This window comes from Sphaerisporangium sp. NPDC049003 (assembly GCF_043197795.1).
In the GTDB taxonomy this organism is placed as follows: Bacteria; Actinomycetota; Actinomycetes; order Streptosporangiales; family Streptosporangiaceae; genus Sphaerisporangium.
The window spans coordinates 323,217-339,676 of sequence record NZ_JBICTU010000002.1 but is presented as its reverse complement, the minus strand read 5'-3'; the positions used below and the strand labels follow the sequence as shown (position 1 = coordinate 339,676).

12 protein-coding genes and 1 pseudogene are annotated in these 16,460 nt (G+C 71.2%); 7 read left to right on the top strand and 6 right to left on the bottom strand.

Annotation, left to right across the window (positions count from 1 at the left end):
• Window positions 1-164: 164 nt before the first annotated feature.
• The gene (locus tag ACGFIV_RS03455) at window positions 165-905 is read left to right on the top strand and encodes a hypothetical protein (protein WP_392831543.1); all 741 of its coding nucleotides are present in this window, start codon (window positions 165-167) and stop codon (window positions 903-905) included.
• A 56-nt stretch (window positions 906-961) separates the two neighbouring features.
• Here the strand turns inward: ACGFIV_RS03455 and ACGFIV_RS03450 are convergent, their stop codons facing one another.
• Together ACGFIV_RS03450 and ACGFIV_RS03445 are read right to left on the bottom strand one after the other, a co-directional pair.
• A complete protein-coding gene (locus tag ACGFIV_RS03450; protein ID WP_392831541.1) occupies window positions 962-3,631 on the bottom strand; it encodes a LuxR C-terminal-related transcriptional regulator in 2,670 nt (889 codons plus the stop codon).
• Window positions 3,632-3,634: 3 nt separating this feature from the next.
• The gene (locus ACGFIV_RS03445; protein ID WP_392831538.1) at window positions 3,635-4,201 is read right to left on the bottom strand and encodes a TetR/AcrR family transcriptional regulator; all 567 of its coding nucleotides are present in this window, start codon (window positions 4,199-4,201) and stop codon (window positions 3,635-3,637) included.
• Between the two features lie 138 nt (window positions 4,202-4,339).
• Between ACGFIV_RS03445 and ACGFIV_RS03440 the strand changes: the two genes are divergently transcribed.
• Window positions 4,340-6,595, top strand: a complete 2,256-nt coding sequence (locus tag ACGFIV_RS03440) for an MMPL family transporter (RefSeq protein ID WP_358549259.1) — start codon at window positions 4,340-4,342, stop codon at window positions 6,593-6,595.
• Between the two features lie 47 nt (window positions 6,596-6,642).
• On the opposite strand, the gene ACGFIV_RS03435 is transcribed toward ACGFIV_RS03440, so the two are convergent.
• The gene (locus ACGFIV_RS03435; protein WP_358549262.1) at window positions 6,643-6,924 is read right to left on the bottom strand and encodes a hypothetical protein; all 282 of its coding nucleotides are present in this window, start codon (window positions 6,922-6,924) and stop codon (window positions 6,643-6,645) included.
• A gap of 74 nt (window positions 6,925-6,998) precedes the next feature.
• The gene (locus ACGFIV_RS03430) at window positions 6,999-8,102 is read right to left on the bottom strand and encodes an alcohol dehydrogenase catalytic domain-containing protein (RefSeq protein WP_392831534.1); all 1,104 of its coding nucleotides are present in this window, start codon (window positions 8,100-8,102) and stop codon (window positions 6,999-7,001) included.
• Between the two features lie 198 nt (window positions 8,103-8,300).
• Between ACGFIV_RS03430 and ACGFIV_RS03425 the strand changes: the two genes are divergently transcribed.
• Genes ACGFIV_RS03425 through ACGFIV_RS03415 form a run of 3 tightly spaced genes read left to right on the top strand, consistent with a single transcriptional unit; the run spans window position 8,301 to window position 11,324 of the window.
• Window positions 8,301-9,446 carry an acyl-CoA dehydrogenase family protein gene (locus ACGFIV_RS03425; protein ID WP_358549268.1) on the top strand — a complete coding sequence of 382 codons (1,146 nt, stop codon included), beginning with the start codon at window positions 8,301-8,303 and terminating at the stop codon, window positions 9,444-9,446.
• Window positions 9,443-10,453 (top strand): acyl-CoA dehydrogenase family protein, encoded by a 1,011-nt coding sequence (locus ACGFIV_RS03420; RefSeq protein ID WP_392831530.1) that lies wholly within the window; start codon window positions 9,443-9,445, stop codon window positions 10,451-10,453. The genes ACGFIV_RS03425 and ACGFIV_RS03420 overlap by 4 nt, the downstream gene beginning before the upstream one ends.
• A gap of 16 nt (window positions 10,454-10,469) precedes the next feature.
• On the top strand, window positions 10,470-11,324 hold the full coding sequence (locus tag ACGFIV_RS03415; RefSeq protein ID WP_358549274.1) for a TIGR03619 family F420-dependent LLM class oxidoreductase: 855 nt from the start codon (window positions 10,470-10,472) through the stop codon (window positions 11,322-11,324).
• 371 nt (window positions 11,325-11,695) lie between these two features.
• Here the strand turns inward: ACGFIV_RS03415 and ACGFIV_RS03410 are convergent.
• Window positions 11,696-12,064 (bottom strand): annotated as a pseudogene (locus ACGFIV_RS03410) (CHAP domain-containing protein); the annotation flags it as partial.
• A 288-nt stretch (window positions 12,065-12,352) separates the two neighbouring features.
• Here ACGFIV_RS03410 and ACGFIV_RS03405 point away from each other — a divergent pair.
• Window positions 12,353-13,012 (top strand): PaaI family thioesterase, encoded by a 660-nt coding sequence (locus tag ACGFIV_RS03405; RefSeq protein ID WP_392831526.1) that lies wholly within the window; start codon window positions 12,353-12,355, stop codon window positions 13,010-13,012.
• A gap of 33 nt (window positions 13,013-13,045) precedes the next feature.
• Here the strand turns inward: ACGFIV_RS03405 and ACGFIV_RS03400 are convergent, their stop codons facing one another.
• Window positions 13,046-14,113, bottom strand: a complete 1,068-nt coding sequence (locus tag ACGFIV_RS03400) for an alpha/beta hydrolase-fold protein (RefSeq protein ID WP_358549280.1) — start codon at window positions 14,111-14,113, stop codon at window positions 13,046-13,048.
• A 274-nt stretch (window positions 14,114-14,387) separates the two neighbouring features.
• Between ACGFIV_RS03400 and ACGFIV_RS03395 the strand changes: the two genes are divergently transcribed.
• Window positions 14,388-16,190: a phosphatidylglycerol lysyltransferase domain-containing protein gene (locus tag ACGFIV_RS03395; RefSeq protein WP_392831522.1), complete on the top strand. Its 1,803-nt coding sequence runs from the start codon at window positions 14,388-14,390 to the stop codon at window positions 16,188-16,190.
• Window positions 16,191-16,460: the final 270 nt, after the last annotated feature.

The following is a 16,460-nucleotide window of genomic DNA, read 5'->3' as shown; positions in this document are numbered from 1 at the left end:
TCCCTACACCTTGGATCTTTACCGTTCATCGACGGTCTCGTGAGCCGGGGACCTCCAGGCGGCGCTGCGGTGGATGAGTCTTTTGCGGAACGTGCGATTCCTCAAGGGGCGGAAGACTGAGAACCGGCTTGTCGCGCGGAGGGGGGAGGTGCTGGAATCCCACAGTGACCAACCCCTCGGCGGGAGAAGAATTCGCCGCCCTGCTCGCCCGGGTCAGTGCCGATCCCGCCGTCGCCGGGGCCGTACTCAGTGGGTCGCAGGCGCGGCAGGGCATGGCCACGCATCGGTCCGACTATGACGTCTATCTGATCACCGCTGATGGCGGCGCGGCCACCCAAGAGCGCCGTGATTCCCGGTTGGACGTCGTGGTCATGTCCCTGGAGGAGTTTCGCACGCATGCCATGCCAGGCTCCGGATGGGAGTGGAACAGGTACTCCTTCACCCATGCCCGCGTACTCAAAGACCGGGCGGACGGTCTCATCGGGGAACTGGTGTCCGTCAAGGGAAGCCTGTCACCCGAGGAGGCCCACCAGACGGCCGCCGCCTCCCTCGGCGCCTTCGTCAACGCCGCCTACCGCTGGCTGAAGAACCACCGGGACGGACGCGCGACCGAGGCCCGCCTGGACGCCGCGGAGAGCATTCCTTATTTGCTCACCTGTGTGTTCGCCCTCCATCGCCGGGTCCGCCCCTATAACAAGTACCTGGGCTGGGAACTGCGGCACCATCCTCTCGGCCCCCTTCCGTGGAGCCACGACGAGCTGCTGCCACTTCTCGAAGCGGTCCTGTCGCACGCCAGCCCGCAGGCCGCCCGCCGGCTCTTCCTCGACCTGGAACCGCTCGCGCGTGCGGCAGGTCACGGCTCGGAGCTGGACGCCTGGGGAGAGGACCTCCACCTCCTGCGATAGCCCGGAGCCCCCGAGTACAGGAGCACCCGAATACAGGAGCCCCCGAATAAGAGCAGTCAGACCTCGCCGCGTTCGTATGCCAGGGCCAGCTCGACGCGGGAGCGCAGGCCGGTCTTCGCGTACACGCGGGACAGGTAGACCTCCACCGTCTTGCGGCTGTAGTGGAGTTCGTCGGCGATCTGGGGGTTGGAGAGGCCGGTCGCGACCAGTTCGATGACGCGTCGTTCGACCGGGGTGAGCGCGGCGGCGGGGGCCGGGGCGAGACCGGCGTCCCTGAGGCGGCGGGCCGTCCGCTCACGCCACGGCGCCGCGCCGAGGTCGGTGAAGATCCCGTGCGCCCGTACGAGCTGGGCGCCGTCGCCGAGGGCTCCGAGGACGAGGCGTGCGCGGGCCTCCTCGAACCTCAGGCCGTCCGCCCTGGCCGCCTCCAGAACGGCCTCGGCCATCTCGACATCCTTGAAGACCGCCGCCGACGCCAGCTCGGAGATCATACGCGCCCGGGGCGTGCCGGTCCTGACGACGTCCGCCAGGGCGATGGCCGCCTCGCGGGCCGCGTCCAGCTCTCGCGCCGTGCTGTGCATGAGCACGCGGACGCCGAGCGCGCGGTGCAGGACGTCCGGCGGTCCGCTCGCGACCGCCTCATTGAGGAGCCGGGCGGCCGTCGTACGGTCTCCGAGGCCCAGCACCCGCCTGGCCTTGAACACGGCCCGCAGCGACAGGTGCTGCGGGCATTTCGGCGGGGGGTCGGCGAGGAGCGGCTCGGCCTCGTCGTACCTGCCTTGGTCGAGCAGGATGTCGAGCTCGATGTTGCGCAGCAGCGCCACGTTCTCCCAGAGTCCGGCGTCGGTGAGGGTGACCGCGTCGGACCGGATGTCACGCAGGGCGTGCTCCCACTCGCCGCCGAGCCGCCTTACCACGGCCATCGTGCGGGCGTGCTGGCCCGCGATGTCGTGCCAGCCGAGCCCTCTGTAGATCTGCCCGGCCTGGGCGAGCAGGTCCAGCGTACGGGTGCGCGCGCCGCCGCTGGCGAGGATGTGGGCCGCCGACTCCAGGGCGGCCAGCCGGCCCGCGGGCGGAAGCGCGGCCGAGGCCGACAGGAGGGTGTCCAGCGCGCGTTCGGTCTCCTCCCACCGGCCCTTGATGATCGCGTCGCCGGCGAGGGCGCTGAGGGTGATCACCAGGTCCTCCGGAGGACACCGCGGCACGGCCTCCCATGCCCGTTCCACGAGGCCGGCCGAGTCCAGGCCGAGCTGGGTGCTCACCACGGCCTGCTGGGCGAGCAGGGCGGCCGGGTTGTCGGCGAAGGGGAGCCGCTCGGCGGCGATCGACAGGGCCACGTCGTACTGGCCCATGGCACGGGCGGCGTTGAACGTCGTCTGCGCCATGCGCGTGTGACGGCGTCCTGGGGGCAGAACCGCGAGGGCCGCCCGCCCGGCGCGCAGCGCGTCCACGGGGCGGGAGCCCTTCCAGTACGACAGCGCCTGCCTGGCCAGCAGAACGCCGCGCTCGCCGGGCGGCGCCAGCTCGGCGGCCCTGCCGTACCAGTGGCCGGCGGAGAGCGGAGCGGTCCAGCGGGTCAGCTCGGCGGCGCGGAGCATGGCGGGCAGCGCCTGGGCGCTCGTGCCGCCCTCGGCGAGGTGGGTGGCCCACTCCAGGACCCGGCGCGTCCCGCTGAGACCCTGCCGGTGGAGCAGCTCGGCGATGCGGGTGTGGACCCGGCGCCGTTCGGCCGGGCCGAGGTCGGCGTAGAGGGCCTCGGCGACCAGCGGGTGGGCGAACTCGTACGTGCCCTCGCCGGCACCCACGACCAGGCCGTCCCTCACCAGCCCGTCGAACGCGCGCTCCGCCTCGGCGGCGTCGAGGCCGGCGACCTCGGCCAGCGCGTCCAGGTCGGCCATGCCGGCCGGACGGGTGCGGCGCAGAGCGGCGAGCACCTTGGCGAGGTTCCGGCCGCCCTGGTCGCGCTGGAACAGGCGGCCGAGTATCGCGCCCCTGCGCGGTCCCGGGTAGGCCGACTGGACCGCGCCGCCGTGTACGAGCGTCAGCACCGCCTCGCGGACGAACCACGGGTTGCCCCGGCTCTCGTCGTGGACGTGGCGCAGGATCGACTCGCTAGGGGTACGGCCGAGCAGGCTGGTCACCAGCGCGGTGACCTCGTCGAGTGACAGCGGGCTGAGCCGGACGGCCAGGTCGGCGTCCATCGCGGGCAGGCGTCTCGCCGTACCGGCGACGGCCAGGCCCCGTACCCGGCGGGGGAGGTAGGAGAGCACGCCGAGGGTGTCGGCGTCGGCCAGGTGCAGGTCGTCGACGGCGAGGAACGTACGGCCCGGCAGCCCCTCCAGCAGGTTGGCGGTGCGCACGACGGGGGCGGCGCCGGTGATGCCGAGCGCCGCCTGGTCGATGGCGTCCAGCAACTCCTTGAGCGGCTCGCGCGCGGCCGGGTCGGCGTGGAGGGGGCCGAGGGCGTCGGCGAGCGAGGCGTAGGCGAGGCCGCTTCCGAAGTCGCGCGCCTGGCCGTGGAGCACGCGGTAGCCCATGGACCTGGCGAGCGCCTCGGTCTCGGCCAGCAGGTGGGTCTTCCCGATGCCCGCCTCGCCGTGGATCAGCAGCGTCACGGGCGGATGGAGCAGCGCGGCCTCGAACCGGCGCAGGATGGCCGGCCGATCGGCAGGGTCAGGTGCGGGGGTGGGGGTGGGGGCGTACGCGGAGGTGGGGGGTTCGTCCACGCGTCACCGGCCCTGGTCGCCGGCCAGGGCCGCGTCGTGGACGGCGAGGGCGGCGGCGAGCAGCGGTCCTCGTACCGTCTCCTGCGGAAGGTCGGTGGTCTTCACCACGGCGGACTGAAGGGAGCCCATGACCGCCCAGGCCCGGATCCGGGCGGCGCTGCCGGGTGACGGCCCGGCGAGCCGGGCGTAGATCTCGTCGCGGAAGGCCCGGATGGTCTCTCCCGGGGACCCGGGAGGAGCGTCGTCGGCTCCGCCGATATCCTCCATGAGCAGCCTTATCACGGCCCTATGGCGCACGACGAAATCCGTCAGCGGCTCGATGAAATGGCGCGGGTCGGCGCCGAAATCACCTCCGAGCAGCGCGAGCAGGTCGTCGGCCGCCGGTGCGATCAGTTCCGCGGCCAGCGTGTCCTTGGGGTGGAAGTGGTAGGCCACGGCCGTCTTGGTCAGCCCGACGCGGGCGGCGATGTCGGCGAGAGAGGTGGCGGCGTAGCCACGCTCGGCGAACAGCTGGCGCGCGGCGGCGAGGATCCGGCTACGGGTGTCGCCGCCACGGTCGAATGTGGTCATGGTCTCACTTCTCAGCGCGGTGGAGCATTTCAGGATAATCGCGCCTAAGCTCTTAAACGGACGTCCTGCACGGCCGTACAGAACCGGACGTTTCACGTGTGTTTCGGAATTAATCAATAGTGTCTGGGACGGTCACCGATGGCTAGCTTGCTTGGTCGATTGGGTGGTTGGTGCGCGCGCCACGGCCGCATCGTGCTCGCGGCGTGGATCATCCTCGCGGGGACGCTCACGCTGAGCACCGTGGTGTTCGGCCGTCCCGTCAACAGCAACGTCTCCATCCCGGGGACGGACGCCCAGCGCGCCCACGATCTCATGCGCGACGGCTTCGGCCCCGGGTACGACCCCGGCGGCACCGTTCAGCTCGTCCTGTACTCCAAGGACGGCTCGCTGCTGACCGCGGAGCGCAAGCGCGCGGTCGAGAAGGCCATGGCCGAGGTCCGCGAGGTCCCCCACGTGGTCCAGGTGGACGGGCCGTACCGCACGGGCGGGATCTCCTCCAACCTGGTGATCGGGCTCATCACCGTCCGGCTGTCCGGCAACGATTCGAGCAAGCTCGCGGAGACCTCGAAGCAGATCTCCGAGGCGGCGCAGCCCGTGCGGGAGATCGGCATCGAGGCGGTCCCGGCCGACAGCGGGACCCCAGCCGACAAGGAGATCAAGACCGGGTCCAGCGAGATCATCGGCGTGGCCTGCGCCCTGCTGGTGTTGCTCCTCGCGTTCGGCACGCTCGTCGCCGCGCTGGTGCCCGTCTTCACCGCGATCATCAGCCTCGGCGTCGGTCTCGGCGTCATCGGCGTGCTCGGTCACATCGTGGACGTGCCCAAGCAGGCGTCGGTCATGGCATCCATGATCGGGCTCGGCGTGGGCATCGACTACGCCCTGTTCCTGCTGTCACGGCACCGGAAGCTGCTCGCCGACGGCGTGCCCGTGCAGGAGTCCGTCCGCCGTACGACAGCGGGCGCGGGCGGCGCGGTGCTGTTCGCCGGGGGCACCGTCGTGATCGCGCTCACCGCGCTGATGCTCGCGGGCTTCCCGATGCTGCGCACGCTCGGCTGGATCACCGGTATATCGGTGGTGTGCGCGGTGCTCACCTCGCTCACCCTGGTGCCCGCGCTGCTCGGCCTCCTCGGCCACCGCATCAACGCGCTGCGCCTGCCGTTCGTCGGCCCCCGGCGCCGCAGCGCGCACGCCCCGGTGAACGGCTGGGCCGGGCTCGGCGCCTGGGTCGCACGGCGCCCGTGGCGGGTGCTCGCGGTCTCCGCGGTCGTGCTCGGCGCGCTCGCCGCCCCGGCCCTGGCGCTGAAGCTCGGCCCGGTGGACGACGGCTACGCCGACCGCGGGCAGCCCGCGCGGCGGGCGTACGAGCTGACGCAGGCCGGGTTCGGCCCGGGGAGCAACGGCCCGCTGATCGTCGTCGGCGAGCTGGATTCCAAGGTCGCGGCGGGCGACCCGCCGGCCCCGGTGGTGAATGACCTGAAGAACCGCCTGACGTACGTGCCCGGCGTCGCGCACGTGGCGCCCGCGAAGATCAACACTTCGGGGACGTCCGTGCTGTTCCAGGTGGTGCCGGAGTACGCCCCGAGCGACCCCCGCGCGGGGGACGTGGTCCGCGCGGTCCGCGGCCTGCACGTGCCCGGTGTGCGGCTGCACGTCGGCGGCGAGGTCGCGGGCATGGCCGACGCGAGCGACCGCATCGCCGAGCGCACCCCAGCCGTGATCGGCGTGGTCGTGCTGCTCAGCGCGCTGCTCCTGCTGTTCGCCTTCCGCGCGCCTCTGGTCGCGGCCAAGGCGGCGCTGATGAACCTCATCTCGCTCGGCGCGGCGTTCGGCGCGCTGGCCATCGTCTTCTCGTACGGGCTCGGCAGCGGCCTGGTCGGCATGGACCCGCCAGTGTCGATGGACGGGTCGTTCCTGACGACGCTCTTCTTCACGGTGCCCATCGACTCGTACGTGCCGCTCATGCTGTTCGCCGTGCTGTTCGGGCTGTCCATGGACTACGAGGTCTTCCTGCTGACCTCGGTCCGCCAGGCGTACCTGCGCTCGGGGGACAACCGGCGGGCGGTCGCCGAGGGGCTCGGGGCGACGGGCCGGGTCATCACGTCCGCGGCTCTGATCATGGTGGTGGTGTTCGTCGCGTTCATCGCCTACCCGGACCCGCTGGTCAAGGTGTTCGGCGTGGGGCTCGCCGTCGCGATCGCCGTGGACGCGACGATCATCCGCGGGCTGCTCGTCCCGGCCACGATGGTGCTCCTGGGCCGGCTCAACTGGTGGTGCCCGCCCTGGCTCGACCGGATCCTGCCCAACCTGTCCATCGCCGACCACGCCGAGGACGACGACGAGCGACCTGTGACACAGGGCCCCGGCAAGGAGCTCGTGACCACCGGCCGGACCTGACCCCGTGCCCGGCGGGCACACGTCTGGGCACAAGGACGTCCGCTGGGCTACGGGACGTCCGTGCGGTCGCGGGCCGCGATGGCCAGGGCGATGAACTCCCGGAAACGGGTGAACTGCTCGGAGTCCATCTGGAGCCTCACCCCGTTGACGACGTCGTCTCCGTTCCTGGCGCCGAGGCTGACCCGGAACCCATCGCCGCGCGGTTTCACGTCCACCCCGAGGAACGCCACGTGGTAGCGCCTGCTCTCGGACAGGGTGCGGTGGAAGACCTCAAGGGTCCTGCCGTCCTGCACCAGGATGTAGTCGCCGAGCTCGAACTCCGTCGCCATGTCCCTTGCTCTCCGCCGCCCGCCGAACCGATGCCGACAGTACCGCGCCGGGGCCCCCGGCCGAAGATGATGACTCAGTCGAACACGATGACGCTGCGGGCGACGGCGCCCCCTCGCACGTGCTCGACCGCCCGGTTGATCTGGTCGAGGGGGACGCGCTCGCTGACCAGGCCGTCCAGGTCGAGACGGCCGCGCAGGTACTGCTCGGCCAGCATCGGCAGGTCGCGTATGGGGGCCGCGTCGCCGCCCTGGGTGCCCATCAGGCGGCGGGAGGCGAACAGCAGGGAGGCCTCGACGCCGACGGAGGTTCCGGCGGGCGGGCTGCCCACCATGACCGTGGTGCCCCCGGGCCGGGTGGCCGCGAACGCCGTGGCGAGCACGCCCGCCACGCCCGTGACGTCGAAGGCGTAGTCGACGCCGCCCCGCACGATGCCGCCCACCTGCGCGGGCAGGTCGTCCACCAGGATCGTGTGGGTCGCGCCGAACTTCCCCGCGAGCGCCAGCTTGGGCTCGGCGACGTCCGCCGCGATGATCGTCGTGGCCCCGGCCAGGACGGCTCCCTGGACGACGTTGAGCCCGACGCCGCCGCAGCCGGCCACAAGGACGCTGGACCCGGGCCGTACCTCGGCCACGTTGAGCACCGCGCCTACCCCGGTGACCACCGCGCAGGCGAGCAGGCACATCAGGTCCATGGGCGCGTCCTTGGCGATCTTGACACACATGCGCTCGCCGACGACGACGTACTCGGCGAACGAGCCGATGCCGATCATCGTCTTGGCGGGCGTGCCGTCGACGCTCAGGCGGGTGGTGCCGTCGCCCATCGTGCCCATGATGGCGGCCATCCGCGCCGGATCCCCGCACAGGTGGAAGCGGCCCGCGCCGCAGTTGCGGCAGCGCCCGCAGGGACCGTTCATCGCGACGATGACGTGGTCGCCCGGCCGGAGGGAGGTCACGCCCTCGCCGACGCTCTCGACCACGCCCGCGCTCTCGTGGCCGAGGACGAAGGGAAGCTCGCGCACGACGGGGCTCTTGCCGTCCAGGGCCTTGATGTCGGATCCGCACACGCCAGAGGCCGCGATCTTGACCCGCGCCTCGCCGGGGCCGGGGGCGGCGATCTCGATGTCCCGGATCTCCATCTCGGACCCGAACTCGGTCAGTACGGCTGCGCGCATCAACATCCGCCGGGCTCCGTCCCACCTGTGTCCACGCGTCTTCATGGCTCTGGTCCGAACGCTAGCGAGGCGGTGTGATCAAAGCAAGCAATTGCTTGGCATGGGACGGCCTCGCCCGGGGTCCATTGACACGCTCACAGCCCGAACCTACTCTGCGTGCAACCAAACGTGCGCTAGTTTGGGCCGCCGATCTACGGAGGACATGTGGATCTGGACTTCACACGGGCGGAGCAGGACTTCCGGGCCGAGGTGCGCGGCTGGCTGGCGGCGCACGTGCCGGATCCTCCGCTCCCCTCCATGGACACCGCCGAGGGCTTCGAGGCGCACCGGGAGTGGGAGCGCCTGCTCGCCGCCGAACGCTACTCCGTCGTCAGCTGGCCACGCGAGTACGGCGGGCGGGACGCGTCCCTGGTCGAGTGGCTGATCTTCGAGGAGGAGTACTGGGCGGCGGGCGCGCCCGGCAGGGTCGGACAGAACGGCATCTTCCTGCTCGCGCCCACCCTGTTCACCACGGGGACCCCCGCCCAGCGCGACAGGTTCCTCGGCAGGATGGCACGGGCCGACGACGTCTGGGCCCAGGCCTGGTCGGAGCCCGAGGCCGGCAGCGACCTCGCCTCGCTGCGCTCGCGCGCCGAGCGGGTGGACGGCGGCTGGCGCCTGTACGGGCAGAAGACCTGGAGCTCCCGGGCCGGCTACGCGGACTGGGCCTTCGGCCTGTTCCGTTCGGATCCCGGGTCCTCCCGTCATCGCGGCCTCACCTACTTCATGTTCCCGCTCCGCGACGTCACGGTCCGCCCGATCGCTCAGCTCGACGGCGAGCACGGGTTCGCCGAGCTGTTCTTCGACGGCGTCTTCGTCCCCGACGACCAGGTGCTCGGCTCGCCGGGGGAGGGCTGGCGCATCGCCATGGCCACGACCTCCTCCGAACGCGGCCTCACGCTGCGGAGCCCCGGCCGCTTCCTGGCCACCGCCGACCGCCTCGTACGGCTGGCGCGCACGCTGAACCCCGATCCCGTGCTCGCCGACCAGGTGGCGCGGGCCTGGCTCGACGCCGAGGCGTACCGGCTGCACACCTTCGGCACCGCCCGCAGGCTCGCCGCGGGAGAGGAGATCGGCTCGGCGTCCAGCATGGGGAAGGTCTTCTGGTCCGAGCTCGACGTGCGCATGCACACCCTCGCCCTCCAGCTCCTCGGCCAGCGCGGGCTGCTCTCCGGCGGCGCGCCCGACTCCGCGGACGGCGGGCGGTGGCTCGACGGCTTCCTGTTCTCCCTCGCCGGCCCGATCTACGCGGGCACCAACGAGATCCAGCGGAACATCATCGCCGAGCGCGTCCTCGGACTGCCGCGATGAACTTCGCGTTCAGCGACGACCAACTCGCCCTCGCGGTCACCGTCAGGGACGTGCTCCGGGCCCACTGCCCCGCGCGGGCCGTACGGGAGGCGGGGCTGGGCGGCGACCGCACGCCGGCCTGGTCGCACCTGGCGAAGGCCGGGCTGTTCGGGATGCTCGTCCCCGAACACCACGACGGCATGGGGCTCGGGATGACCGACGCGGTGCTGGCCTTCGAGGAGACAGGAAGGGCCGCCCTGCCCGGCCCCGTCGCCGAGACCGTCGCCGCCGCGCCCGTACTCCTCGCCGCCGACCCGGCCGCGGCCTCGTCGGTCCTGCCGGGGGTGGCGGCCGGCACGACGATCGTGAGCGTGCGCCTCGGCGACCAGGTGTACGCCCCGGACGCCGACCTCGCGGACCTGTTGATCCTGGAGGAGGACGGCGAGCTGTACGCCGTGCCGGCGGGCGGCGCGCGGCTCACTCCCCAGCCGGGCGTGGATCCGGTCCGCAGGCTGTTCGGCGTCGCCTTCGACCCCTCGCCCGGAGCCCGCCTGGCGCACGCGGGACCCGGCGCCCTGCGGGGGGTGACGGTCGCGGTCGCGGCGCAGCTCATCGGGCTGGCCCGGCACCTGCTGGAGACGACGGTGGGCTACGCGAGGACGCGAAGGCAGTTCGGCGCGGCCGTCGGGACGTTCCAGGCGGTGAAGCACCAGCTCGCCGACGTCGCCATCGCGATCGACTTCGCCGCGCCGCTCGTCTACGCGGCGGCGCTCGCCGCCGACCGCGACCTGCCCTCGGCCGACCGGGACGTGAGCGCGGCCAAGGCGGCGGCGGGCGAGGCGGCCGACCGCGCCGCCCGGGTCGCGCTCCAGGTCCACGGGGCCATCGGCTACACCGACGAGCTCGACCTGCGGCTGTGGCTCGCCCGCGTCTGGTCGCTCGCGTCGGCCTACGGGAACACGGGCCTGCACCGCTCGCGCCTCAGGTCGGCGATCCTCGGCACCCCCGAGCTGCGGAGATGGCCGTGACCGCGGGGGCGGGACCGTGAGGTTCGGCGTCCCGCTCGGCCTGCTGCACCCGGCGGCCTGGAAGGACGCGGCCGTGGCCGCCGACGAGCTGGGGTTCGAATCGGTATGGCTGCCCGAGCATCTCGTCTTCGCCACGGACCTGTCGCAGGCCGTCTATCCCGGAACCGAAAGGCCGGGCATCTCACCGGCGACCCCGCTCTTCGACGCGCCCGCCTACCTGTGCTGGCTGGCCGCCCTCACCTCACGGGTGCGGCTCGGCACGGCGGTGCACCTGTACGCCCTGCGGCACCCGTTCGTCTCGGCCCGCGCCTTCGCCACCCTGGACGTGGTCTCGGGAGGCCGGGCGATCTGCGGGGTGGGCGCCGGGTGGTATCCGGGGGAGTGGCTGGCGGCGGGCGTGGACTTCGCGACGCGCGGGCCACGGCTGGACGAGGCCATCGAGGTGACCAGGCGGCTCTGGTCGGAGCGGGTCGTGGCGCACAGCGGGAGGTTCTTCGCCTTCCCGGAGGTCGCCTTCGAGCCCAAGCCGGTCCAGGAGCGGCTGCCCATCCTCGCGGGGGGCGAGTCGGTCGCGGCGCTGCGCCGGGCGGCCACCCTGTGCGACGGCTGGATCAGCATGCCGCACACGCTGGAGTCGATCCGTCCCCGGCTCGACCGGCTCACCGCCCTGCGGCGCGCCCACGGCTCGGCGGATCCCTTCTCCGTCACCGTGCACGCCTACTCGCTGTCGGGGCCAGGCGAAGTCGGCGGCTGGGAGGCGCTCGGCGTGGACCGCATGATCGTCCGGCCCTGGACGCGGGGCCGCGAGGCGGTGGCGAGGCTGGCGGAGTTCGCCGCCCGGTACGGCCTCGGCGACCGGGCCGTGGACTGAGCGCCCGGCCCTCGCCGGGCGGCGGCGAGCGCCAGCCGTACGGAGGCGCGCGTGATCTTGAAGTAGGCGACCAGCACGAGGGCGGCGATCAGCAGGGGGACCACCAGCGCGCCCATGCCGGGGTCGGCCTGCCGGGGCGCGGGGCCGGTGGGGACCGACGGCATCCGGAACTCCGCCGCCGTCAGCCTCATCGCGGACGCGGCGTCCTTCTGCGAGGGGCCCGCGAGCGAGGCGCCGGTGAAGGAGGCCTTCGCCAGGACGGGCTGGGCGGCCATCTTGGCCTGGACCTTGCCGGGGTAGCCGTAGCCGACGACGTAGCTCTGGTCCCTGACCTTCTCCCGGACGAACTGGCCGTCGACGTTCCCCTCGATCGTGTGGATGGTGTCACCGTCGACGGAGAGGACCATGCCCACGTGGTCGATGTAGTCGACGACGTCCGAGCCTCCCCAGTCGAAGAACACCACGGCGCCCGGCTCGGGGGTGGAGCCCCAGGCGTCGTGGTCGATGAACCACTTCGCGTGGTCGACGGTGTAGGCGAACTGGCCGAACCACTTGTCGTAGCCGAGCTTGTGGGCCGCCCACGACAGGAACATGTCACACCAGGGCTGGGCGGAGTAGTCGGAGTCGAACTCGACCGTGTTGCCGTACCAGTCTCCGAACTTGGTGTAACCGCCACCCTGCTCGCTGTAGCCGAGCTGGGTCTTGAGCAAATCAAGGATCTTCTGGACTTCAGGCGACATAGGAAGTGAGGGACCTTCCGCTTGTACGACCGACGCTGGGGCACGTCGGGTGTTCCGTGCTGTGGTGGAGGACGTTAGTCAGGAAAAGCCCAGGTCAAAAGGGTGCCAACTTGACCCTCGCTTGGCGTCCCCACGGGGGCCGCTCGCCCGGAAGCCCGTGCCCGTAGGGGTTTCCGTCCCGATACGGCCCGTCGGTGCGACATTCCTCGAATGGGATTCTTTTACCCAAACATGACTAAAGCGGTCAGATTCGAATGTCGTTCGGTGACGCGCCCTAGAATCGGCGTCATGATGCCCGATCTCGTGACGCCCCAGGAGTCCGATGGCGAGGCCCGTCTCGCGGCCCTCGCCGTGCTCGCCCAGCAGGTGCGGGACCTCGTCGACGCGGTCGTGGTGACGGACGTGCCCGAGGACGAGCTGACGTCGGTGACCGCCGGCCTCGTGGCGCTGACCGAGCGGCTGAACGCCACCCGGCGCGCGGCCCCGCTCCCGCACGAGTTCGGCCCGGACGGCCGCTTCCGGCACATGGGCAACGCCGTCACCGGCGAGTGCAACCCCCACGCGCTCCCGCTCGTCATCGACAGGCCCGCCGAAGGCGGATCCAGGGCCGAGGTGGTCTTCCGGCCGGCCCACGTGGGGCCGCCCGCCTCGGTGCACGGCGGCGTGACCGCCATGATCCTCGACCACCTGCTGGGAGACGCGGTCGCCACGTCCGGCAGGGCGGGGGTGACGGGCACGCTGAGCATCAGGTACCGGCGGCCCGCCCCCTACGGCGAGCCGCTGGTGGCCTCCGCGGGCGTCTCGCGCGCCGAGGGGCGCAAGACCTGGGCCGAGGGCACGATCGCCTCACAGGACGGGACGACCCTGGTCGAGGCCACGGGCCTGTTCATCACGCCCACCCAGTGGGTGAACGGCGACGAGCCCGTCGAAGGGGCCGTCAACGCCTGACGCGCGTGAGCGGCGGGTGAGCCCCTCACGCGATCAGGACGCCGGAGAGGGCGTGACGCCGGGTGTGGCGGGCGCCTCGCCGACGGGCACGTGGAGCTGCTGCGCCAGCCACGGCAGGGCCTGCGGGACCTCGCGGTTCCACGTGTTGAAGTTGTGCCCGCCGCTCGGCAGGATCAGCGAGGACGCCTGCATCGGGGGCTTCACCGCGTCCAGGAACGCCAGCGTCGTCTTGTAGTTCGACTCGCCCTTCCTGCTGCTGGTCACCAGCACGGAGATTGGCGGGTGGGGGAGGTTCGCCAGGCGCCACATCAGGTCGTTCTCGTCCTGGAGCCTCCGGCTGCCGCCGAACAGGTCACCGGTCGTGGCGTCGATGGGCGCCTTGAAGTAGCCCGAGAGGGACACCGCGCTGGAGAAGGCCTCCGGATGGCGCATGCTCATCTTCAGCGCGCAGTATCCGCCCGTGGACCCGCCGAGAACGCCCCAGTTGGCGGCGTCGGTCCCCACGCGGAAGGCGCCGGCCATCGAGTCCCGCAGGTCCTTGGTGAAGTACGTCTCGACCTGGGGGCCGCCGGGCACGTCCATGCACTCGGTGTCGCGGGGCGGCGCCACGGTCGGGCGCATCAGCACCATGATCGTCGGCACCATCTCGTTGCGGTCGATCGCCTTGGCGGCCACGGTCGGGATGTTCATGCGGGTGACCAGGTTGCGGGCGTCGCCCGGGTAGCCGGTCAGCGCCAGGATCGCCGGGAAGCGCGTGTGGGCGAACCTCTTCTCGAAGTACTGCGGGGGCAGGTACACGTACGCGGGGGAGCTCAGCTTCGAGGTGGCCCCCGAGATGACGACCTGCTCCAGCCTGCCCCCGGAGTGGCCCTTCTTGGTGGTGATCAACGGTACGTGCGCGCTGCTGATGATCTGGACGCCCTTGGACGGCGACGTGCCGGGATCCCCGTGCCCGGTCTCGGCGTCGGTCACGATGGGCGCGGCGGAACCGCCGTCGGTGCCGAAAAGGTCGCTCCAGCTACTGTAGAAGCCGAAATAGTTGTTCATGACGAGCGCGAGCGCGAAAAGGGTGAGAACCTGGTTTCCCAGAAGAACTCCCACACGCCCGATAACGGCCGGCCAGGTGCGTGCGCTCAGCCTCGGCCAAATCCACCAGACTGACGCGACGAGCGCTGCTACTGAGAGCAGGCCCACCAGAAGCTCCAGCTTTGTTGCTGTGAGTCCCAATCTAACTCTCCCCCGGTCTTGGTCCCACACCCAGCATCTTTTAGGGTAGTGCCCAGCAAAAGTTACTCAATCGATATAAGGCCAGGGTAAGGATGTATCACTTCCCGGATGCACAACGCACGGACCTCACCCTCTAGTGTGTCTTGACGTGAGGGATCGGACACGCCTTTCGCGAATGCTGGCGTCGCGCTCGTGGGTGCCGGCGGCAGCCGGATACGCCGCGCTCGCCATCGGGATACTCGACATCGTCAGAGGTGTGGTTCCGCATTTCCGCCGGAGCCGCGTCAGCGCCATCGCGGGCATCCTCCCGGGCACGGTCACCACGCTCGCCGCGGCGGCCTCGATCCTGGTGGGAGTGCTGCTCGTCATGCTCGCCCACGCCCTGCGCCGCCGTAAGGTGCGGGCCTGGCGGGCCGTGGTGGTGCTCCTGCCCCTTGGAGCACTGGTGGAGGCCCTGCGCTGGCGGCACTCCGCCACCGCCGCCATCAGCCTGGTGCTTTTCATCGTTCTCCTGATCAATCGGCGTGAGTTCCATGCCCTGTCGGATCCCCGGTCACGCTGGCGGGCCCTGTGGAACTTCCTCGCGCTCGGCCTGCTCGACATCGTCATCGGCTGGGTCATCGTCGGCGTGCACCCGGCGATCATCGTGGGCGAGCCGACCAACGGCGAGCGGTTCCAGCATGTTCTCCTCGGTCTCTTCGGCATGGAAGGGCCGGTCCAATACTCTCTCGACCGTACCGCTGACCTGGTGTATTACTCGCTGGCTGGGCTCGGCGCGCTCACCGCGATCACCACGCTCTACCTCGCGCTCCGTCCTGAGAGGCCCGTGGCGGCGCTCAGCGCCGACGACGAGAAGCGGGTGCGCGGCCTGCTCGCCCGCCACGGAGAGCTCGACTCGCTGGGCTATTTCGCGCTGCGGCGCGACAAGAGCGTGATCTTCTCCCCCTCGGGCAAGGCCCTGATCGCCTACCGCGTCGTCGCGGGCGTGATGCTCGCCAGCGGCGACCCCGTGGGCGACATCGAGGCGTGGCCGGGGGCGATCAAACGCTTCATGGAGGAGGTCGGGCGGCACGCCTGGGTCCCCGCGGTCATCGGGTGCAGCGAGGCCGGGGGCGAGGTCTGGACCCGCGAGGCGGGGCTGTCCGCGCTGGAGATCGGCGACGAGGCGATCGTCGAGGTCGCCGACTTCACCCTCGAAGGCCGCACCATGCGCAACGTCCGCCAGATGGTCAACCGCACCGAGCGGGCGGGCTACAAGTGCCTGGTCAGGCGCGTCCGCGACCTCAGCGAGGAGGAGAAGGAGCAGATCCGCACGGCCGCCGACGCCTGGCGCGGCACCGAGACCGAGCGCGGGTTCTCGATGGCCCTCGGCCGCTTCGGGGACCCCGCCGACGGCGACTGCGTGGTCGTCACGGCGCACAAGGCGAGCGAGGACGGCAGGAGCCTGCCAGGAGGCGACATCCGGGCGATCCTCCACTTCGTCCCCTGGGGCGCCAACGGCATCTCCCTCGACCTGATGCGCCGCGACCGCGACGCCGACCCCGGGCTCAACGAGCTGCTGATCGTCAAGGCCCTGCAGGCCGCGCCCACCATGGGCGTGACCAGGGTCTCCCTCAACTTCGCCATGTTCCGCTCGGCGCTCGCACGGGGCGAACGGCTCGGCGCGGGCCCGGTGCTGCGGGCCTGGCGGGGCCTGCTGGTGTTCCTGTCGCGCTGGTTCCAGATCGAGTCGCTGTACAAGTTCAACGCCAAGTTCCGGCCCTACTGGGAGCCGAGGTTCCTGGTGTACCCCACGGCCCGCGACCTGCCGCGCATCGGCATCTCGGCGCTCCAGGCCGAGGCGTTCCTCACCGTCGGCATGCCCAAGCTGCCCTTCGGGCGCAAGCACCGCTCCGGGTCGCTCCCGCCCGGTCCCACCCCATCCGGCGGTCCGCTACCGGTTTCGCCGTAAAAATCGGGGAAAAATTCGTTTATAGCGGGCTTGCTGAGTGGTTACAGTTCGCATGCGACGTGAAACGCACGGGAAACACGGTGTGTCAGGCATCGAGCATCATAAAGCCGCATTTCTGCGACGATAACGATCTGAACGCGCATCGGCGTCATCTGCCGGACGTGAATGATAGTGACGAGCATTCCGGTTATCCGATGGAAAGGGCGGCCCTCCGCGTTAACCGTGCGCTGATCTAAGTTAACCGGACGCTGATATGCGCGCCCGCGCGAA